The sequence below is a fragment of the Novosphingobium sp. TK71 genome, from assembly GCF_055361505.1.
Genome location: NZ_CM143962.1, coordinates 222,584 through 241,020, shown reverse-complemented (window position 1 = coordinate 241,020; position 18,437 = coordinate 222,584). Strand labels below are relative to the sequence as shown.

Annotated in this window: 12 protein-coding genes; 3 read left to right on the top strand and 9 right to left on the bottom strand. The window is 65.1% G+C overall.

What is annotated here, in order from left to right; translation table 11 throughout:
* Nucleotides 1–158: 158 nt before the first annotated feature.
* Both recN and ACXJ16_RS01015 read right to left on the bottom strand, forming a co-directional pair.
* Entirely contained in the window at nucleotides 159–1,820 is a 1,662-nt protein-coding gene (gene recN / locus ACXJ16_RS01020) for a DNA repair protein RecN (protein WP_185996881.1), read from the bottom strand.
* Between the two features lie 83 nt (nucleotides 1,821–1,903).
* Nucleotides 1,904–2,701: an outer membrane protein assembly factor BamD gene (locus ACXJ16_RS01015; protein ID WP_054435825.1), complete on the bottom strand. Its 798-nt coding sequence runs from the start codon at nucleotides 2,699–2,701 to the stop codon at nucleotides 1,904–1,906.
* 146 nt (nucleotides 2,702–2,847) lie between these two features.
* Between ACXJ16_RS01015 and ACXJ16_RS01010 the strand changes: the two genes are divergently transcribed.
* Nucleotides 2,848–4,629, top strand: coding sequence for a cation:proton antiporter domain-containing protein (locus ACXJ16_RS01010; protein ID WP_185996880.1), 1,782 nt, complete (start codon nucleotides 2,848–2,850; stop codon nucleotides 4,627–4,629).
* 10 nt (nucleotides 4,630–4,639) lie between these two features.
* On the opposite strand, the gene ACXJ16_RS01005 is transcribed toward ACXJ16_RS01010, so the two are convergent.
* Together ACXJ16_RS01005 and alaS are read right to left on the bottom strand one after the other, a co-directional pair.
* The gene (locus tag ACXJ16_RS01005; RefSeq protein ID WP_463921025.1) at nucleotides 4,640–5,605 is read right to left on the bottom strand and encodes a glutaminase; all 966 of its coding nucleotides are present in this window, start codon (nucleotides 5,603–5,605) and stop codon (nucleotides 4,640–4,642) included.
* Between the two features lie 143 nt (nucleotides 5,606–5,748).
* Nucleotides 5,749–8,409: an alanine--tRNA ligase gene (gene alaS, locus ACXJ16_RS01000; protein ID WP_463921023.1), complete on the bottom strand. Its 2,661-nt coding sequence runs from the start codon at nucleotides 8,407–8,409 to the stop codon at nucleotides 5,749–5,751.
* Between the two features lie 221 nt (nucleotides 8,410–8,630).
* On the opposite strand from alaS, the gene ACXJ16_RS00995 reads away from it, so the two are divergent.
* Complete coding sequence (locus ACXJ16_RS00995; RefSeq protein WP_463921021.1) at nucleotides 8,631–10,448, top strand: DUF885 domain-containing protein; 1,818 nt, start codon at nucleotides 8,631–8,633, stop codon at nucleotides 10,446–10,448.
* 87 nt (nucleotides 10,449–10,535) lie between these two features.
* On the opposite strand, the gene recA is transcribed toward ACXJ16_RS00995, so the two are convergent.
* From recA to smpB, 4 genes are all read right to left on the bottom strand, one after another.
* Nucleotides 10,536–11,609 carry a recombinase RecA gene (gene recA / locus ACXJ16_RS00990; RefSeq protein ID WP_054435821.1) on the bottom strand — a complete coding sequence of 358 codons (1,074 nt, stop codon included), beginning with the start codon at nucleotides 11,607–11,609 and terminating at the stop codon, nucleotides 10,536–10,538.
* 97 nt (nucleotides 11,610–11,706) lie between these two features.
* Nucleotides 11,707–14,157: a hybrid sensor histidine kinase/response regulator gene (locus ACXJ16_RS00985; protein WP_185996876.1), complete on the bottom strand. Its 2,451-nt coding sequence runs from the start codon at nucleotides 14,155–14,157 to the stop codon at nucleotides 11,707–11,709.
* Nucleotides 14,154–14,771, bottom strand: coding sequence for a DUF2062 domain-containing protein (locus ACXJ16_RS00980; protein ID WP_054435820.1), 618 nt, complete (start codon nucleotides 14,769–14,771; stop codon nucleotides 14,154–14,156). Before ACXJ16_RS00980 ends, ACXJ16_RS00985 begins: the two co-directional genes overlap by 4 nt.
* Nucleotides 14,768–15,250 carry an SsrA-binding protein SmpB gene (gene smpB, locus ACXJ16_RS00975; RefSeq protein WP_054435819.1) on the bottom strand — a complete coding sequence of 161 codons (483 nt, stop codon included), beginning with the start codon at nucleotides 15,248–15,250 and terminating at the stop codon, nucleotides 14,768–14,770. The genes ACXJ16_RS00980 and smpB overlap by 4 nt, the downstream gene beginning before the upstream one ends.
* A 306-nt stretch (nucleotides 15,251–15,556) precedes the next feature.
* Here smpB and ACXJ16_RS00970 point away from each other — a divergent pair, with 306 nt between their 5' ends.
* Nucleotides 15,557–17,434, top strand: a complete 1,878-nt coding sequence (locus ACXJ16_RS00970; RefSeq protein ID WP_463921018.1) for an alpha/beta hydrolase family protein — start codon at nucleotides 15,557–15,559, stop codon at nucleotides 17,432–17,434.
* Between the two features lie 64 nt (nucleotides 17,435–17,498).
* Here the strand turns inward: ACXJ16_RS00970 and dapA are convergent, their stop codons facing one another.
* Nucleotides 17,499–18,380 (bottom strand): 4-hydroxy-tetrahydrodipicolinate synthase, encoded by an 882-nt coding sequence (gene dapA, locus ACXJ16_RS00965; RefSeq protein ID WP_054435818.1) that lies wholly within the window; start codon nucleotides 18,378–18,380, stop codon nucleotides 17,499–17,501.
* Between the last annotated feature and the right edge of the window lie 57 nt (nucleotides 18,381–18,437).

Genomic DNA, 18,437 nt, shown 5'->3' with positions numbered 1-18,437 from the left:
ATGTGGTCCGTCTGGGGGAATTGTCGGGGCGGACACTAGGCTTCCTGCCTTGCAGTGCAAAGGGAAGAAAAGGAAAAGCAGCGGAGGGTACTACGGACAGACAACGGGCGAGGTTGAAGTTCCGAGGGTCCGGGGGATCATCCCCCGGGGCTTGCCTTTTAAACTTCGAGCAACCGATCCGCCTGCGCCCGAGCCTCGGCCGTCACCTCCGCCCCGGAGAGCATCCGCGCGATCTCTTCCTTGCGCTCGCCCTCGTCGAGCAGCGCCACCGAGGTGCGCGTGACGGTGCCTTCGCTGGACTTGGCGATCATGTAGTGCCGCCGCCCGCGCGCCGCGACCTGCGGGCTGTGCGTAACCGCCAGCAACTGCCCTTCCGAGGCAAGCCGCGCCAGACGCTCGCCGATCGCGCTGGCGACCGCGCCGCCGACACCCCGGTCGATCTCGTCGAAGATCACCGTCGCGGCGCCGCCTTCTTCGGCCAGCGCCACCTTGAGCGCGAGGATGAAGCGCGAGAGTTCGCCGCCCGAAGCGATCTTGGCAAGCGGAGCGAAATCGGCGCCGGGATTCGTGCTGATGAGAAATTCGACGGCATCCATGCCATGCGAACCCCAGCGGTCTTCCGGCACGCGGATCACCGAGGTCTGGAAGCGGGCGGCATCGAGCTTCAGCGGCGCGAGTTCGGCCGCCACCGCCTTGTCGAGCCGCTTGGCGGCGGCCCGGCGCAGGTCGTGCAGCGCCTCGGCCTGTTCGCGATAGGCCAGCGCCGCCTTCTGCGCGGTGCGTTCAAGCCCGGCGACATGCTCCTCTCCGCCTTCGATGGCGTCCAGCGCACTGCGCATCTCCCGCATCTTTTCCGGCAGCTCGTCCACCTGGCAGCCCTGCTTGCGGGCCGCGGCGCGCAGATCGAACAACCGCGTCTCGATTCGGTCGAGTTCGTCGGGGTCGAAAGCCAGGGCCTCGGCGGCGCGGTCCAGCTTGTCTTCCGCCTCGCTCGCCTCGATCACCGCCCGGTCCAGCGCTTCGAGCGCTTCGGCAAGCAGGTGATGCTCGCCGGCGATACGGTCAAGCCGGCGGGACGCGCCGCGCAGTGAAGCCAGCGCCGAATCGGACCCGGTCCACAGATGCTGGAGCGCAACGAGATCGTCGGAAAGCTTCTCGCCCTTCTGCATTTCGGCGCGGGCATGGGCGAGTTCTTCCTCCTCGCCTTCCTGCGGACCCAGCGCATCCAGCTCGGCAAGGTGCGCCAGCAACAGGTCCTGATCTTCGGCCGCCTTGGCGACTTGCGCGCGCGCACCGTCAAGGGCGCTCTGGGCGGTGCGCCAGGTCTTCCACGCAGCCTCCACCCCGGCAACGTCCCCGCCCGCGAAACGATCGAGCAGGGCGCGGTGCCCCTTCGCGTTCACGAGGCCGCGATCGTCGTGCTGGCCGTGGATCTCAACGAGCGCCGGCGCAATTTCGCGCAGCAGCGCAACGCCCACCGGCTGGTCGTTGAGGAAGGCCCGGCTGCCGCCATCAGCCTTGAGCTGGCGCTTGAGGATCAGCGGCTCGCCCGGCTCGATTTCGAGATCGGCCTCTTCCAGCACCTTGCGAACGACGCCGGGAAGCTCTGCGAATTCGAAGCTGGCCGTGACGATCGCCCGGCTTTCGCCGGCCCGCACCAGCCCGCTGTCGGCACGGTTCCCGATCACGAGGCCCAGTGCATCGAGCAGGATCGACTTGCCCGCGCCGGTTTCACCCGTGAGAACGCCCAGCCCCCTTGCGAAATCGAGGTCGAGCGCTTCGATCAGCACGATGTTGCGGATGGAGAGGCGGTTCAGCATGTTCGCGATCCGTTCTAGCGAAAACTTATTCGCCCGTCACGCATCTTTGCGCCCACCGCTCAGGCAGCCGCACCGCAGGCGCCTCAGGCGGCGACGTTCTTCGGAGCGTACTTTTCCATTAGCTTGTAGGCGCGTGCGTACCACTTGCTGTTCGGATAGTTGTTTTCCAGCACGGCCGCCGCCTTCTGCGCTTCCTCGGGCACGCCGAGCGAGAGATATCCCTCGACCAGACGGAAGAGGGCTTCCGGTGCATGGCTGGTGGTCTGGAAATTGTCGACGACGTTGCGGAAGCGCAGGGTTGCCGCGAGCCACTTGCCGCTGGCCTCGTAGCCGCGGCCGATGGTCATTTCCTTGCCGGCGAGGTGATCGTTCACAAGGTCGATCTTGAGCTTCGCGTCCGCGGCGTAAGGCGTGCCGGGATAGCGGCGCATCACGTCGGTCAGCGCCTGCTTGGCCTGCTCGGTGGTCTTCTGGTCGCGCGTGACGTCGCTGATCTGTTCGTAATAGCAGATCGCGATCAGGTAATAGGCGTAAGGCGCGTCCTTGTTGCCCGGGTGGATCGAGAGGAAGCGCTGCGCCGACTGGATCGACTTCGTATAGTCACGCGCGGCATAGTAGCTGAACGCACTCATGAGCTGCGCGCGGCGGGCCCAGGGCGAATAGGGGTGCTGGCGCTCCACTTCGTCGAACAGGGCGGCGGCCTGCTTGGTGCGGCCCTGATTCAGGCGCTGCTGCGCGGCCGCGTAAAGCGTATCGACGTCGCGCGCGACGTAGGCGGTGTCCTTGTTTCCGCCCCTCCCGCCTGCGCATCCTGCGGTGAGGACGATCGCGCCGGTGGCGGCAGCGAGAAGGGCGATCTTGAAGCGCGAGCGTTCGAACATGGCCGGGTCTATAACCAGCGCTTTGCTGAACGCCAAGTGAAGTTGCACGGCAAGGCGACAGGAAGGCATTTCTTCCCCGGCTTAGACGCTGAATCGGCGAAGTTCGGCATTGTCTGGCGCGGCGTGCCTGCCATAGTCGGACCGATATGGCCGGCAGCAACGCTCTCTCCTCTCCCGTCTTGTCCGATGCACTGGTTATCCTGGGTGCAGCGGGCATCGTGATTCCCGTTTTCAACCGTTTCCGCATCACCCCGGTGATCGGGTTCATCCTCGTAGGGCTGCTGGTCGGCCCCTTCGGTCTCGGCCGGCTGGTGTTCGATACGCCGTGGCTGTCCTGGGTGACGATAACCGACCCCGACGGGCTGGAGATATTCGCCGAATTCGGCATCATCCTGCTGCTGTTCTCGATCGGCCTGGAACTGTCGTTCGGCCGCTTGTGGGCGATGCGGCGCTTCGTGTTCGGGCTCGGCTCGCTGGAACTGATCCTGACCGGCAGCGCCCTCACATTCTTCTTCGCCGCGATCGGGCAGGGATTCTCCGGCGCGATGGCGCTCGGCCTCGCACTGGCGCTATCCTCCACGGCGCTCGTCCTCAAGATGACCGACACCACCACCCCGGTCGGCCGCGCGGCGCTCGCCATGCTGCTGTTCGAGGATATCGCGCTGGTGCCGATCATCTTCCTGCTGGGCGCACTGGCACCCCACGCCAAGGGCGCGGGAATGGACGGCCTGATCCACACGCTGGTCTGGGGCACGCTGGTCGTCACCGCGCTGCTGGTGCTGGGCCGCTACCTGCTCCCGCCGCTCTTCGCGCAGGCGGCACGCACCAAGAGCCCCGAACTGTTCCTGGCGGCCAGCCTGCTGGTGGTGATCCTGGCCTCGCTGGCGACGGGGGCGACCGGTCTTTCCCCTATAGTCGGCGCGCTCGTCGCGGGCCTGCTGATCGCCGAGACCGAATACCATACCGAGGTCGAACAGATCATCGAGCCGTTCAAGGGCCTCGCGCTCGGCGTGTTCCTCATCACCATCGGCATGAGCATCGACCTTCGGATCGTGTGGGAGAACCTCACCTCGATCCTGATCGCCGCGGTTGGCGTGATCCTGCTCAAGTCCACGGTGACGGGCCTGCTGCTGCGCATGATGGGCGCCCGGCGCGGCACCGCGACCGAAACCGGCATCCTGATGTCGAGCCCTTCGGAAACGACGCTGATCGTGCTGAGCGCGGCGGGCGCGGCACAGCTCATCCAGCCAGGCACGGCGATGTTCTGGCAGATCGTCACCGCGCTGGGCCTTACCGTCACCCCGCTGCTGTCGATGATCGGCAAGCTGCTCGCCAAACAGGTGGACAGCGTGGAAACGCCGCACCAGCCCGCCGAGGCGACCGACAAGCCGCAGACCCTCATCATCGGCTTCGGGCGCGTCGGACGGCTGGTGGCCGACATGCTGGCCCGTCACGGCCGCCCCTACCTCGCGGTGGACAGCAATACCGACCTCGTCACGGACGGGCGCCGCCATGGCTACACGGTGGCCTTCGGGGATGCCGGTCGCGGCGATGCCATGCTGCGCTTCGGCGCAGCCGGTGCGGCGGCGGTGATCCTGACGATGGACGAACCCGTCACCGCCCAGCGCATCGTCCGCAAGCTGCGCGCCGATTTTCCCGACCTGCCGATCATCGCCCGCGCCCGCGACGCCGAGCATGCTGCCGTGCTCTATCGCGCCGGCGCCACGCACGCGGTGCCCGAAACGCTCGAAAGCTCGTTGCAACTCTCGGAAGCCGCACTCACCGAGATCGGCGTCGCCATGGGGCCGGTAATCGCCTCGATCCACGAAAAGCGCGACGAATTCCGCGAACAGATCAAGGAACAGGGCGGCCTGGCGCAGAAACCTGCGCTCAAGTCAGGCCAGTTGAAGCAGCCCGAGCGGGCCTAGACGGAGAGGGCTACAACGATCGCGGCTCGAACACGGACCAGCCGGTCCGCTGAACAAGCCGCTCCAGCGCCAGTTGCCCGAGGTGCGAATTGCCGCTCTGGTTGAGCCCGGGAGACCATACCGCGATACTCGCGGTGCCCGGCGCCACGGCAAGAATTCCGCCGCCAACGCCCGACTTTCCGGGCAACCCGATGCGATAGGCGAAATCGCCCGAGTTATCGTAGTGGCCGCAGGACATCATCAACGCATTGATGCGCCGCGCACGCCGCTCATTGATGACGCGGTGCCCGTGCGAGATTCCGCCGTTCATCAGATAGCGCCCGGCCAGCGCAAGTTGGCGGCAACTCATGGCGAGCGCGCAGAAGTGGAAATAGGTCCCCAGCACCCGCTCGACATCGCCGTGGATATTGCCGAAAGCCCGCATGTAATTGGCCAGCGCGCGGTTGCGAAAACCCGTCTCGCTCTCGGCGGCAGCCACGACCTCGTCGATGACGATGCCGTCGTCACCCGCCAGTTCGCGCACGAAGCGCAGCATCTGGCCGATCGCCTCGCGCGGCTCCAGGCGCCCGAGCAGCACATCGGTGACGACGATGGCCCCGGCGTTGATGAAAGGATTGCGCGGGATGCCATGCTCGGTTTCAAGCTGGACGATCGAATTGAACGCACTGCCGGACGGTTCACGGCCCACCCGGCTCCACAACTGATCTCCCACCGCGCCCAGTGCCAGCGTCAGCGCAAAGACCTTGGAAATCGACTGTATCGAAAACGCCTCTTCGGCATCGCCCGCCGTGTGCACCGCGCCATCCGCCATGACCACCGCGATCCCGAACTTGGTGTCCGGCACGGCAGCCAGCGGCGGGATATAGTCCGCCACCTTCCCGCGATAGTCGGCGAAGCGCAGTTCCTCCGCGATTTCGGCGATAACCGCGCCGGGTGCGTCAGCGCCCGAAGTTCCCTTGTTTAATGAAGCTTCCAAACTACCGGCACCCCGCGATAGTGCACTCCATCGTAAACAGGCACCCTTCCGCGAATAGGACTGGCTGCAGGAAGATTCCCGCAGCGCCAAGAATATAGCCAAGCTTATTCTTTTTCATGCCCATCCGCCCCCCAAGGTGAAAACTATCCTGCCAGAACGGCCTTCACCGCAGCAATGGCGTCCGCCGCCTTATCGCCGTCGGGACCGCCGCCCTGCGCCATGTCGGCGCGGCCACCGCCGCCCTTGCCGCCCAGCGTTTCCACACCCTTGCGGACCAGATCGACGGCGCTGATCGTGCCGGTGAGGTCTTCGGTGACGGCAGCGGCGATGCTCGCCTTGCCCTCGTTCACCGCGACGATCGCGGCGACGCCCGAGCCCATGCGCTGCTTTGCCTGATCGAGCAGGCCACGCAGTTCCTTGGGATCGAGCCCCTCGAGCACTTGCCCCGAGAACTTCACGCCGTTCACTTCTTCGTCGGCAGCTTCAGCCTTGGCACCGCCGCCGCCGAGCGCCAGCGCCTTCTTCGCTTCGGCCAGTTCGCGTTCGAGCTTGCGACGCTCGTCCAGCAGCGCGGCGACGCGGGTTTCGACATCTTCGGGAGTGGTGCGCAGCAGCCCGGCCGCGCCCTTCAGCGCGTCCTCGCGGCCGACCAGCCACTGGCGCGCGCCCTCGCCGGTCAGAGCCTCGATACGGCGCACGCCCGAGGAAACGGCGCTTTCCGAAACGATACGGAACACACCGATATCGCCCGTGGCGCGCACATGCGTGCCGCCGCAAAGCTCGACCGAATAAGTGCGCTCGCCGCCTTCGGTCTTCGCCGTGCGGCCCATGGAAAGAACGCGCACTTCATCGCCGTACTTCTCGCCGAACAGTGCCATGGCGCCGGCGCCAATGGCGTCGTCAGGCGTCATGAGGCGAGTCAGGACCGGGTCGTTCGCACGGATTTCCGCGTTCACCTCGGCTTCGATCGCAGCGATATCCTCGGCGGTGAGGGCAGTCGGGTGCGAGAAGTCGAAGCGCAGGCGTTCGGCGGCGACCAGCGATCCCTTCTGGGTAACATGATCGCCCAGACGCTTGCGCAGCGCGGCATGAAGGAGGTGCGTGGCGGAGTGATTGGCACGAACCGCGTCACGGCGCTCGACATCGACCGTGAGGTTCACGGCATCGCCGACCTTGATCGTGCCTGCCTCGACCGTACCGCTCATCGCATGAAGGCGGCCGAGCGGCTTCGCGGTGTCGGCAACGTCGATCCTCAGGCCATTCGCGCCTGCGATCGCACCGCGATCGCCTTCCTGACCGCCCGATTCGCCGTAGAACGGGGTCTGGTTGGTAACCACGACAACCTGATCGCCGGCAGTGGCCGAAGCGACCTCCTTGCCGTCCTTCACCAGCGCCACGACCTGGCCTTCGCCGGTCGTGGAGGCGTAGCCGGTGAACTCGGTCGCGCCTTCGCGCTCGGCGATGTCGAACCACACTTCGCTGTCGGCGGCCTGCCCCGAACCCTTCCACGCGGCGCGGGCGGCAGCCTTCTGCTGGGCCATGGCAGCATCGAAACCGGCGCGGTCCACCGCGATGCCGCGCGAACGCAGGGCGTCTTCGGTCAGGTCGTACGGGAAGCCGAAAGTATCATAGAGCTTGAACGCGGTCTCGCCGGGGAGCTCGCCGCCCTCACCCATGTCGCCGGTCGCTTCGTCCAGCAGCTTGAGGCCATTGGCGAGCGTGCGACGGAACTGCACTTCCTCGCGCTCCAGCGTTTCCTCGATCAGCGGCTGGGCGCGGCCGAGCTCCGGATAGGCCTGGCCCATCTCGGCGACCAGCGCGGGGACAAGGCGATGCATCAGCGGGTCACGCGCGCCGAGCAGGTGAGCATGGCGCATGGCGCGGCGCATGATGCGACGCAGGACATAGCCGCGGCCTTCGTTGGACGGTAGCACGCCGTCGGCGAGCAGGAAGCTGGTGGAACGCAGATGGTCCGCGATCACGCGGTGGCTGGCGCGCTGCTCGCCCTCGGCGGCAACGCCGGTGAGGCTTTCCGAGGCGGCAATCAGCGCCTTGAACGTGTCGATATCGTAGTTGTCATGCACGCCCTGCATGACCGCCGAGATGCGTTCGAGGCCCATGCCCGTATCAATCGAGGGCTTGGGCAGATTGCCGACGATCTCGCCCGCAGCCTGTTCGAACTGCATGAACACGAGGTTCCAGATCTCGATGAAGCGGTCGCCATCTTCCTCCGGGCTACCCGGAGGGCCGCCCCAGATGTGATCGCCGTGGTCGAAGAAGATTTCCGAGCACGGGCCGCACGGGCCTTCGTCACCCATCGCCCAGAAGTTGTCCTTCGTCGGGATGCGGATGATCTTCGATTCGGGCAGGCCGGCGACCTTCTTCCACAGATCGAAGGCTTCATCGTCGGTGTGATAGACGGTGACCAGCAGCTTCTCGACCGGGAGGCCCCACTCCTTGGTCAGCAGGGTCCAGGCATGCGTGATCGCCTGTTCCTTGAAGTAGTCGCCGAACGAGAAGTTGCCCAGCATCTCGAAGAAAGTGTGGTGGCGCGCGGTGTAGCCGACGTTGTCGAGATCGTTGTGCTTGCCGCCGGCGCGTACGCACTTCTGCGACGACGTGGCGCGCGGCGTGGCGCGGGTTTCAAGGCCCGTGAACACGTTCTTGAACGGCACCATGCCGGCATTCACGAACATCAGCGTCGGGTCGTTATAAGGAACGAGCGGCGCGGACTGGACGGCCTCGTGACCATTGCTGGCGAAATAGTCGAGGAAGGACCGGCGGATTTCGTTGGTCGTGTGCATAACCCGCGCCGATAATCCAGCGACGCGGCGGCGGCAAGCCGGTTGCTGCGGTCAGACTGGTCGAGATTTGCGATAATCGGCAGCGGTGTGCGCTGACGGCCACAGGAAACGACCTTGGGGCATAGTTCATCTAGCGAGCGCCCATGCCATTGCATTGCCCTCGCTGCCCCGCTTAGGTTCGCGCGATCCGGCTCTCAAAACAGATTTCAAAGGGGAATTTCATGGATCGTCGCTCGTTTCTGGGCCAGGCCAGCGTTGCAGCGCTGGTCGCAGGCATGCCGGCCGGGCTGGCCGCCGCCAGCAACGGATCGCGCAATGGCGACGCTGCTCTCAGAGCCCTGCTGGACCGGATCTTCACAGACCGCCTGGCAGAAAACCCGGAAGGCGCCACGCGGCTCGGGCTCGACAGCGGCGCGAATGCCGCCCTCAAGTCCCGGCTTTCGGGCCGTTCGACGGCAGACAGTGCACGCGAACTTGCCCGGTCCCGCGCCGAACTCGGAGCGGTGAAGGCGATCGGCAGCAGCGGGCTCGGCGCTGATGCCAAGCTCGATTACGATGTCGTCACCTATCAGCTCGAACGGAGCATCGCCGGGCAGCAAAGCTTCACTTACGGTTCCAGCGGCGGCCGCTTCACACCTTATCTGATCAGTCAGCTCACAGGCGCCTATCAGGATGTGCCTGACTTTCTCGACACCCAGCACCGTGTGAACAGCGCCGAAGACGCGGATGCCTATCTGGCACGGCTCGGCGCATTCGCAACCGTTCTGGATCAGGAAAGCGAGAGACAGCGCGAGGATGCTGCGCGGGGCGTCTATGCCCCCGACTATATTCTCGACACCACGCTCAGGCAGTTCGCCGCCCTTCGGGACAAGTCTGCCGGAGAGACCGGGCTCGTGACGGGGTTCGCGACCAAGCTCGCCAAGGCGAACCTGCCGCCGGAACGCGCGGCGCAAGCCACCCGGATCGTCGAGGAGAAAGTGTTCCCGGCGCTCGACCGGCAGAGCGCATTGGTGAACGAACTGCGCGCAAAAGCCGTTCATGATGCCGGTTGCTGGCGGCTGCCCGATGGCGAGGCTTACTATACCGCCGCGGCCGAGGCCGCGACCACGGTTCGCATGAGCGGTGAGGAAATTCATCGCCTCGGCCTGGATCAGGTGGCCGAGATCGGCGGCCGGATCGATGCGATCCTCAAAAAGCAGGGAATGAGCCAGGGCACCGTGGGGGAACGCCTCGTTGCGCTCAACCAGCGGCCGGACCAGCTCTATCCCAACACCGACGAGGGCCGCGCTTCGCTGCTCGGCGAACTCAACGCGCAGATCGTCAAGATGCAGGCCCGGCTTTCGGAACAATTCGCCACGCTCCCCAAGGCGCCCGTCGAAGTCCGCCGCGTGCCGCCTGCCATCCAGGCCGGCGCGCCGGGCGGTTACTATCAGAACGCCTCGCTCGATGGCTCACGCCCTGCGATCTACTACATAAACCTGCGCGATACTTTCGACCGGCCGAAGTTCGGCCTCGCCACGCTTACGCATCATGAGGCGGTCCCCGGCCATCACCTCCAGGTCATGCTGGCGCTGGAATCGCAGGACATTCCGATGATCCGTCGGCGTGGTGGCTTCAGCGGCTACAGCGAAGGCTGGGCGCTCTATTCCGAGCAACTGGCGGACGAAATGGGGATGTATGAAGGCGATCCGCTTGGCCAGGTCGGCTACCTCCAGTCACTGCTTTTCCGTGCCACCCGTCTCGTAGTGGACTCCGGGATGCACGCCAAGCGCTGGAGCCGCGAGAAGGCGACCGACTATCTGATAGCGACCACCGGCATCGCCCGTGGGCGCAGCCAGGGCGAGATCGATCGCTACACCGTCTGGCCGGGGCAGGCCTGCAGCTACAAGATCGGACACACGATGTGGGTGAAGCTGCGTGACGAGGCCCGCGCGAAGGCCGGTGCGAAGTGGGACCCTCGCGCCTTCCATTCGGTGCTGCTCAAGGGTGCACTGCCGCTCGCCGTGCTCGAACAGCTGGTCAAGGCCCGTTACGCCTGACGCTGACCGGCACAAGGCAAAGCAGGGCAAAAAGAAAACCCCGGTCGCTTGGACCGGGGTTTTTCTTATTTCCAATAATCCGATGCCTTATTCGGCATCTTCCGCCGAGGGACCGACCATCATCTCTTCAGCAAGGCCGGCCGTGCGGGCGCGGATCGCCTTTTCGAGACGGTCGCAGATCTCCACGTTTTCCTTGAGATAGGTCTTGGCGTTTTCACGCCCCTGGCCGATGCGGATCGAATCATAGCTGAACCATGCCCCGGACTTCTCGACGATGCCGGCCTTGACGCCCAGATCGAGGATCTCGCCGATCTTCGAGATACCCTCGCCGTACATGATGTCGAATTCGACCTGCTTGAACGGCGGCGCGACCTTGTTCTTCACGACCTTCACGCGGGTGGCATTGCCGACGATGTCGTCACGGTCCTTGATCTGGCCGGTGCGGCGAATGTCGAGGCGGACCGAAGCGTAGAACTTGAGCGCGTTGCCGCCCGTGGTCGTCTCGGGGTTGCCGTACATGACGCCGATTTTCATGCGCAGCTGGTTGATGAAGATCACCATGCAGCGCGAGCGGCTGATCGAACCGGTCAGCTTGCGGAGCGACTGGCTCATCAGGCGGGCCTGAAGACCGACGTGGCTGTCGCCCATCTCGCCTTCGATTTCCGCGCGGGGAACAAGCGCGGCAACCGAGTCGACCACCAGAACGTCGATCGCGTTCGAGCGCACCAGCGTATCGGTGATTTCGAGCGCCTGTTCGCCGGTATCGGGCTGCGAGACGATCAGTTCATCGATGTTGACGCCCAGCTTCTTGGCGTAGACCGGGTCAAGCGCGTGCTCAGCGTCGATGAAGGCGGCAGTGCCGCCGGACTTTTGCGCTTCGGCGATGACATGGAGCGCGAGAGTGGTCTTGCCCGAGCTTTCCGGCCCGTAGACTTCGATCACACGGCCGCGCGGAAGACCACCGACCCCCAGCGCGATGTCGAGCCCCAGCGAGCCGGTGGAGATCGCCTCGACCTGCATCGCCTCCTTGGAACCCAGCTTCATCGCGGAGCCCTTGCCGAACGCCTTGTCGATCTGCGCAAGCGCGGCTTCGAGCGCCTTCTGACGGTCCATGTTGTCCTTTTCCTTGCCTTCCTGGATCAGCTTGAGCTGAGCAGCCATGTCACTTCCCCTTTGCTACCGGCCTGACCGGAAAGGTCAACGTCGCGGGAAGCTATGTATCGCCTTTGTTCTCACGGAACAAGAGGCGAACACCGGCTTATTTCCTATTTTTAACGCCGCCTGCCGTGCGTGCGAGAACATCCCCGACTTTTTCAGAGAGCTGCTGAACCGAGAAGGGTTTCGGCATGAACCACGCATTGGCGATGCCGATTTCCTTGCGCAGCTGCTCCTCCGCATAGCCCGACATGAACAGCACCGGCAGGTCCGGCGCAATGCGGCGGATCTCCCGCGCCATGGCCGGACCATCGAGCGAGGGCATCACCACATCGGAAACCACCAGGTCGAACCGGCCGCCTTCCTGCACCAGTTCAAGCCCCTCCTCGCCATCGCGCGCGCACGTCACCTCGTAGCCCTGCCGGGTGAGCGCCCGCTCCGCAACGATGCGCACGGGATCCTCGTCCTCCACCAGCAGGATCGTGCCGCCGCCCGCCCACTGGCTGGGTTCCGCCTCCACTTCCTCTACCGGTGCGGGCGCAGCCGCCGCCCCCGGCGCAACATGGTGGACCGGCAGATAGACGACGAAGCGCGTCCCCCTGCCCACTTCGCTCTCCGCGAAGATGAAGCCGCCTGACTGCTTGACGATGCCATAGACCGTCGAAAGCCCGAGGCCGGTGCCCTTGCCCTGCTCCTTGGTGGTGAAGAAAGGCTCGAAGATCTTGCCGAGATGCTCGGGCGGAATACCCCCGCCGGTATCCTCGACGATGAGCGCGGTATAGTCGCCCGCCGGGATGATCTCGCTGCGCATCGCACGCACATCGGTATTGGTGATGCGCCGCGTGGCGAGCGTCAGCGTGCCCGAACCATCGCTGCCCTTGCGCATCTGCATCGCATCGCGCGCGTTGACGGCAAGGTTGACGATCACCTGCTCAAGCTGCGTCGGGTCGGCCCGCACGGGCCCAAGGTCGCGGTCGTGACTGACGACCAGCTGGATTTTCTCGCCGATCAGGCGGCGCAGCATCTGGGAAACGTCCGCCACCACGTCGGGAAGCTGGAGCACTTCGGGCCGCAGCGTCTGCTGGCGGGAGAACGCGAGCAATTGCCGCGTCAGCGACGCCGCGCGATTGGAATTCGCGCGAATTTGCTGGATATCGTCATAGTCGGAATCGCCGGGCGTATGGCGCATCAGCATGAGATCGCAGGTGCCCAGGATCGCCGTCAGCACGTTGTTGAAATCGTGCGCAACGCCGCCTGCGAGCTGGCCAACGGCCTGCATCTTGGTGGCCTGAGCGACCTGCCGCTTGAGCCGCGTTTCCTCCGAAGTATCCGTAAGGCCGAGCAGTACGGCCGCCTCGCCGAGGCCGCGCACGCCGGCCAGGCTGAGCGATACCGGATCGTCAGGCTGACTGGAAAGCCGCACTGCGATATCGCCGGCCGCGGCCGGTCCTTGCGCAAAGCGCCGGATCGCCTCGGACAGCGCCCGCTTGTCATCCCGCACGACCAGGTCGGTAGGATAAGTCGGGGGCGATTGCCCCTCCTGCCCGGCCGCGCGCATGAAGGCGGGGTTTGCGAAAAGCAGCCGGCCGTCCCGGTCGGCCATGGCAAGGCCCAGCGGCAACTGGCTGAGCAGGGCTTCGAGATGCGGCGCAGCAGTTCCACCGCCGCCGCCAGCGCCAATACCCTGTCCCGCCTCCATCACCAGCATCAGCGAAGGGGTGGTGTTGGGATCGGGTTCGACGGGCGAATCCGGATCGGCCACGGGAACGTGATAGAGCACCAGCGGCCCGCCGCGCCCCGTATCGCGCGCCCAGCCGATCCGTTCGCCCTCGTCCTGGCTGATGAGCGAAACGAAATCCAGGCCGGTCATGTCGGCCAGCACGTCTCCGGTCGCGCGCTGGGCAAAGCCCGCGCTCGCTGCGCGGATCATGCCGTCAGGATCGACGAGCGCCGCCGAAATCCCGGCGCGGGCCAGCCCTTTGCCGAGCTTTCCGTCTATCTGCCGGACCAGTTCCCCCACGAGGTCAACCGAGCTGACCGGCTGGATACGCCACACCAGAAAGTCGTCGGCCCGGCCAGAGCGCTGGATTTCCACGCGCCAGTCGGCCGCGTGATCGCCTTCCGAACGCACGTCGGCACGGGCGTGCCCGTCCCGCCAAGCCGCGCGCACGGCATCGGTGAGACGCTCCAGGCCGGCATCGTCCACCGGCAGCCTGGGCGGGGGATTGGCGGTACCGAACCACAGCTCGAAGCTGCCATTGGCGCAGGCGAGGCGCCCGGCCCGGTCCGTCACCACGATCGCAGTGTCGGAACGGTCTATCGCTGCCACCGTAACCGACCAGTCGGGCTGCGCGAATTCGGTCTCTGCCGCTTGCGGGCGGCGGTTGGCCACCAGCCATGCGAGGGCGGAGAAGGCGATCAGCACGGCTACAAGGACGGAGACGAGCAACCCGTCTCCGCTCACCAGCCAGACCAGCGCCGCGCTCGCCACCAGAGCGATCCCGACGACCGCCGTGTCGGAAAGTCCGCCGATGCGCTGCCGGCCTGCGTTCATGCGATTCCTTCCGTACCTTCCGTGTCGCCGGCCTTTTCGGGCGCCGAACCCTCGCCATGGCGGAACAACGAGCGGTGGCGGCGCGCCCGATGCTTGCGCCCGATCCAGTAGCGCCAGAACCACATCGTGAGAAAGTAGCTGACGAACGCGGCCACCACCGACTGGATGAACAGGCCGATCACCACCGCCGGGGCGGTGTCGGAGACAAGCCAGTTGCGCCACTCGGCCAGACCCGCGCCTTCACGCACCATCGCCTCTACCGTCGCGATATCGGCGTGGTACCCGAAGCTGTTGCCGATCGCGACCGCCACGGGGAGAATGATAAGCAGGGTCGTCACCGGATTGCTGATGAAGGTGACGGCGGCAGCCAGCGGAATATTCCCGCGGAACGGCACGCACATCAGCGCTGCGCCCACGATCTGGACTCCCGGAATCAGTGCGAAGATGCCGATGAACATGCCCACCGCCACGCCGCGCGGCACGGACCGGCGGGTAAAGCGGAACAGTTCGGGGCGGCGCGTGAAGGGCGCCGTGAAGCGATTCGCCTCAAGCTGCGCATGCGTGGGCATCTGGCCATGCAGCCAGGCACCCAGGCGGTGCAGCAGCGTGCTCACTTGTGTTCGCGCAGGAGGCGGCCCTGCTCCCGCTTCCAGTCGCGTTCCTTGATCGTGTCGCGCTTGTCGGCCGCGTTCTTGCCCTTGGCGAGCGCCAGTTCGACTTTCGCGCGCCCCCGTCCGTTGAAATAGATCGAGAGCGGCACGAGCGTCATGCCCTTGCGCTCCACCGAGCCTTGCAGACGCGAGATTTCCCGCTCGTGCAGCAAGAGCTTGCGGGGGCGCTTCGGCACGTGATTGTAACGGTTGCCGTGGCTGAATTCGGGAACGTTGGAGTTCACCAGCCAGCATTCGCCGTTCTTGATCTCGGCGTAGGACTCCGCGATCGAACCCTCGCCGAACCGCAGCGATTTGACCTCGGTGCCGGTCAGCGCGATGCCGGCCTCGAAGGTTTCCTCGATGTAGTACTCGAAGCGGGCCCTGCGGTTTTCCGCGACGCTCTTGTGCTTGTCGAATGTCTTGTGTTGCGGACGTGCCATGATGTCCCGGCATGTAGGGATTCGCGCGCAAAAAGGAAACGCCCCGTTTGCGCTCTTTCGTCATGATGTGTGCCACATCCGATCCGTCGCCCGGTAAGGCGTTCGGCTCCCCGGCCCGCCCGGTTGAACGAACCTAAGTAGTTGGCCTTAGATGAATGCAATTTAACGCCTAGTGACCAGTAAATCACCCTTGCAAAGGGGAAATTCCCTCGGAATAACCAAGAACAAATGGGGGATATTTACGTGAGAATGCTGCTCCGGTCGGTTCTGCCGTCCGCCTTGCTTGTTCTTGATCCAGCACATGCCATGGCTGCGCCGGAAGCACCGCCGCTCGATGCCTATGGAGAACTACCTCGAATCGAGGACGTTGCCATTTCACCTGACGGCCAGGCCATCGCCACCGTCGCGCAGGACGAAGGCGATCGCCGCGTCATTGTCATGAAGGACGGCAAGCCCCTGCTGAACGGTTCGTCCGGCAAGACCAAGGTGCGCGCCATCGAATGGGCGGACAGTGATACCGTGTTGCTGACCAACAGCAGCACGGTTTCGCTCTTCGGCTTCGCTGCCGCAAAATACGAACTCAGCGGCACGATCATATTGCCCATGAAGCCGGGCAACGAATCCGGCCTTGTCTTCGCAAAGAACCAGGCCATCGCGAAGACCACGCGAGGCCGCTACGGCATCCGCAACATCGCCGGCCGCACCGTAGGCTATTTCGGCGGCCTCGCGCTCGACGTCGATGGCGGGGAAACCCGCTTCCGCCATGGCCGCGCCACACTCTACGCAGTGGACATACAGACCAATCGGGCGCGGATTGCCGCCGCGGCACCGGCCGAAAATCACTATCGGGACTGGCTGGTCGATGCGGCCGGCAACGTTGCCGTGACCCTGGACATCTCCGAAACCACCGGCGTCTGGAAAATCACCCCGGCCAAGGGACAGGAACTGGCGCGCGGCGTGGACCCGACCGGCGACGTCAGCCTCGTCTCCTTCGGCAAGGGCGGCTCGACCGTGATCTACCAGGTCGAGGACGAGGACGGTAACGACCGCTGGTTCGAAGTCCCGCTGGCCGGCGGCGAGTCCAGGGAAATCCTGAACGATATCGCCATAGAACGGCTGTTCGTCGATCGCAGCACCGGCAACATGATCGGCTACCGGATGTCGGGGGAAAGCCGGAAGACCGTAATGGACGATCCCGCCCACCAGAGTGCGCTGACCCGGATATTCCGCGCGTTCTCCGGCCGCGAAGCCCATTTGGTAGACTGGACGCCGGACTTTTCGAAGGTGGTCGTAAGGACCACCGGCAACAAGGACAGCGGCACCTGGTTCCTCGTGGACGTACCCAATCGGCGCGCGGACCCCATCGGCGATGAGCACCCCAAGATCGCGCCCGAACAGGTCGGCCCGATCTCGCTGGTCAATTATGCCGCGCAGGACGGGCTGGAAATGGACGGGGTCCTGACCCTGCCTCCCGGCCGCGAAGCCAGGAACCTCCCGTTGATCGTGCTGCCCCATGGCGGCCCGGCCGCACACGACAAGCCCGAATTCGATTGGTGGGCTCAGGCATTCGCTTCACGCGGATATGCGGTATTCCAACCCAATTTCCGGGGCTCGACAGGGCGATCGGACGCGTTCCGCCATGCTGGCGACGGCGAATGGGGCCGGAAGATGCAGACCGACATTTCGGACGGCGTCGCGGAACTGGCAAAGCGCGGGCTGGTCGATCCGAGGCGCGCCTGCATCGTCGGCGCAAGCTATGGCGGCTATGCGGCGTTGGCGGGGGTCACGCTCCAGAACGGGCTCTATCGCTGTTCCGTAGCCGTTGCGGGCGTCGCCGACCTTCCGATGATGTACAGCACCGATGTGCGGGAGAGCGGCGATTCCAAGATGCTCGGCAAGGCGCTGCGCGAACAGCTCGGCGATCCGAAGCGCTATGGCGAGGTTTCACCGCGCCGGTTCGCCGCGAAGGCCGATGCGCCGGTCCTGCTGATCCACGGCAAGGACGATACCGTCGTCGCCTATCGCCAGAGCCAGGCCATGGCGGACGCGCTCAAGGACGCGGGCAAGCCTTATGAACTGGTAACGCTTCCGGGTGAGGACCACTGGCTGTCCCGTGAGGAAACGCGCAAACGCATGCTGCTGGAAACCATGCGCTTCGTACAGAAATATAACCCGGCGGACTGAGCCGTCCAGAAAACCCCAGCCCCCCCGGAAACGATCCGGGGGACCTGGGATATCATGCCTTTGTTCAGAGCAGACCGGCGTGGACCAGCGCTTCGTCCACCGCCGTGCGTGCCTTTTCGCTGCAAGGGACCAGCGGCAGGCGCAGTTCGTTCTCGATCCAGTCATGGACCTGCGCCAGGGCATACTTGCAGGGGCCGGGCGAGCTGTCCTCGAACATCGCATAGTGCAGCGGATAGAGCAGGTCGTTAAGGCGGCGCGCCTCTTCGAGGTCATTGGCCGCGCAGGCCGCCTGGAATTCCGCGCAGAGCTTCGGCGCGACGTTCGCCGTCACCGAGATGCAGCCCACGCCGCCGGCCGCGTTGAACGGCAGGGCCAGCTCATCGTCGCCGCAAAGCTGCACGAAGCCCTTGCCGATCCCCATGCGGTGATCGGTCACGCGCGACAGGTCGCCGCTGGCATCCTTGATGGCGATGAACCGGTCGGGATAGCGCCGCGCGAGTTCGCAAACCGTTTCGGGCAGCAGGTCAGTGACCGTGCGGCCGGGAACGTTGTAAAGCACGATCGGCAGATCGCTGTGTTCGGCAAGGTAGCTGAAGTGGGCCAGCAGACCGTCCTGGCTCGGGCGGTTGTAGTAGGGCGCCACCAGCAGCGCGGCCGAAGCACCGCACTTCTTCGAAAAATTCATGTGCAGCAGCGCATTCATCGTGTCGTTGCTGCCGCAACCCGCGATCACCGGCACCCGGCCCGCGGCCTGTTCGATGCAGACTTCGATGACGCGGTGATGCTCCGCGTTCGAGAGCGTCGAATTTTCGCCGGTGGTCCCACAGGGAACGAGCGCGGAAGAACCCGACTCGATCTGCCAGTCCACGAGTCGCCGAAAAGCCTGCTCATCGAACGCTCCGTCGCGAAACGGTGTAACAAGCGCAGGAATGGAACCCGAGAACATGGACTTTACCTCACCTGATGTTCAATGATCGGGCCAACGGACCCGATGTTCAGCGCC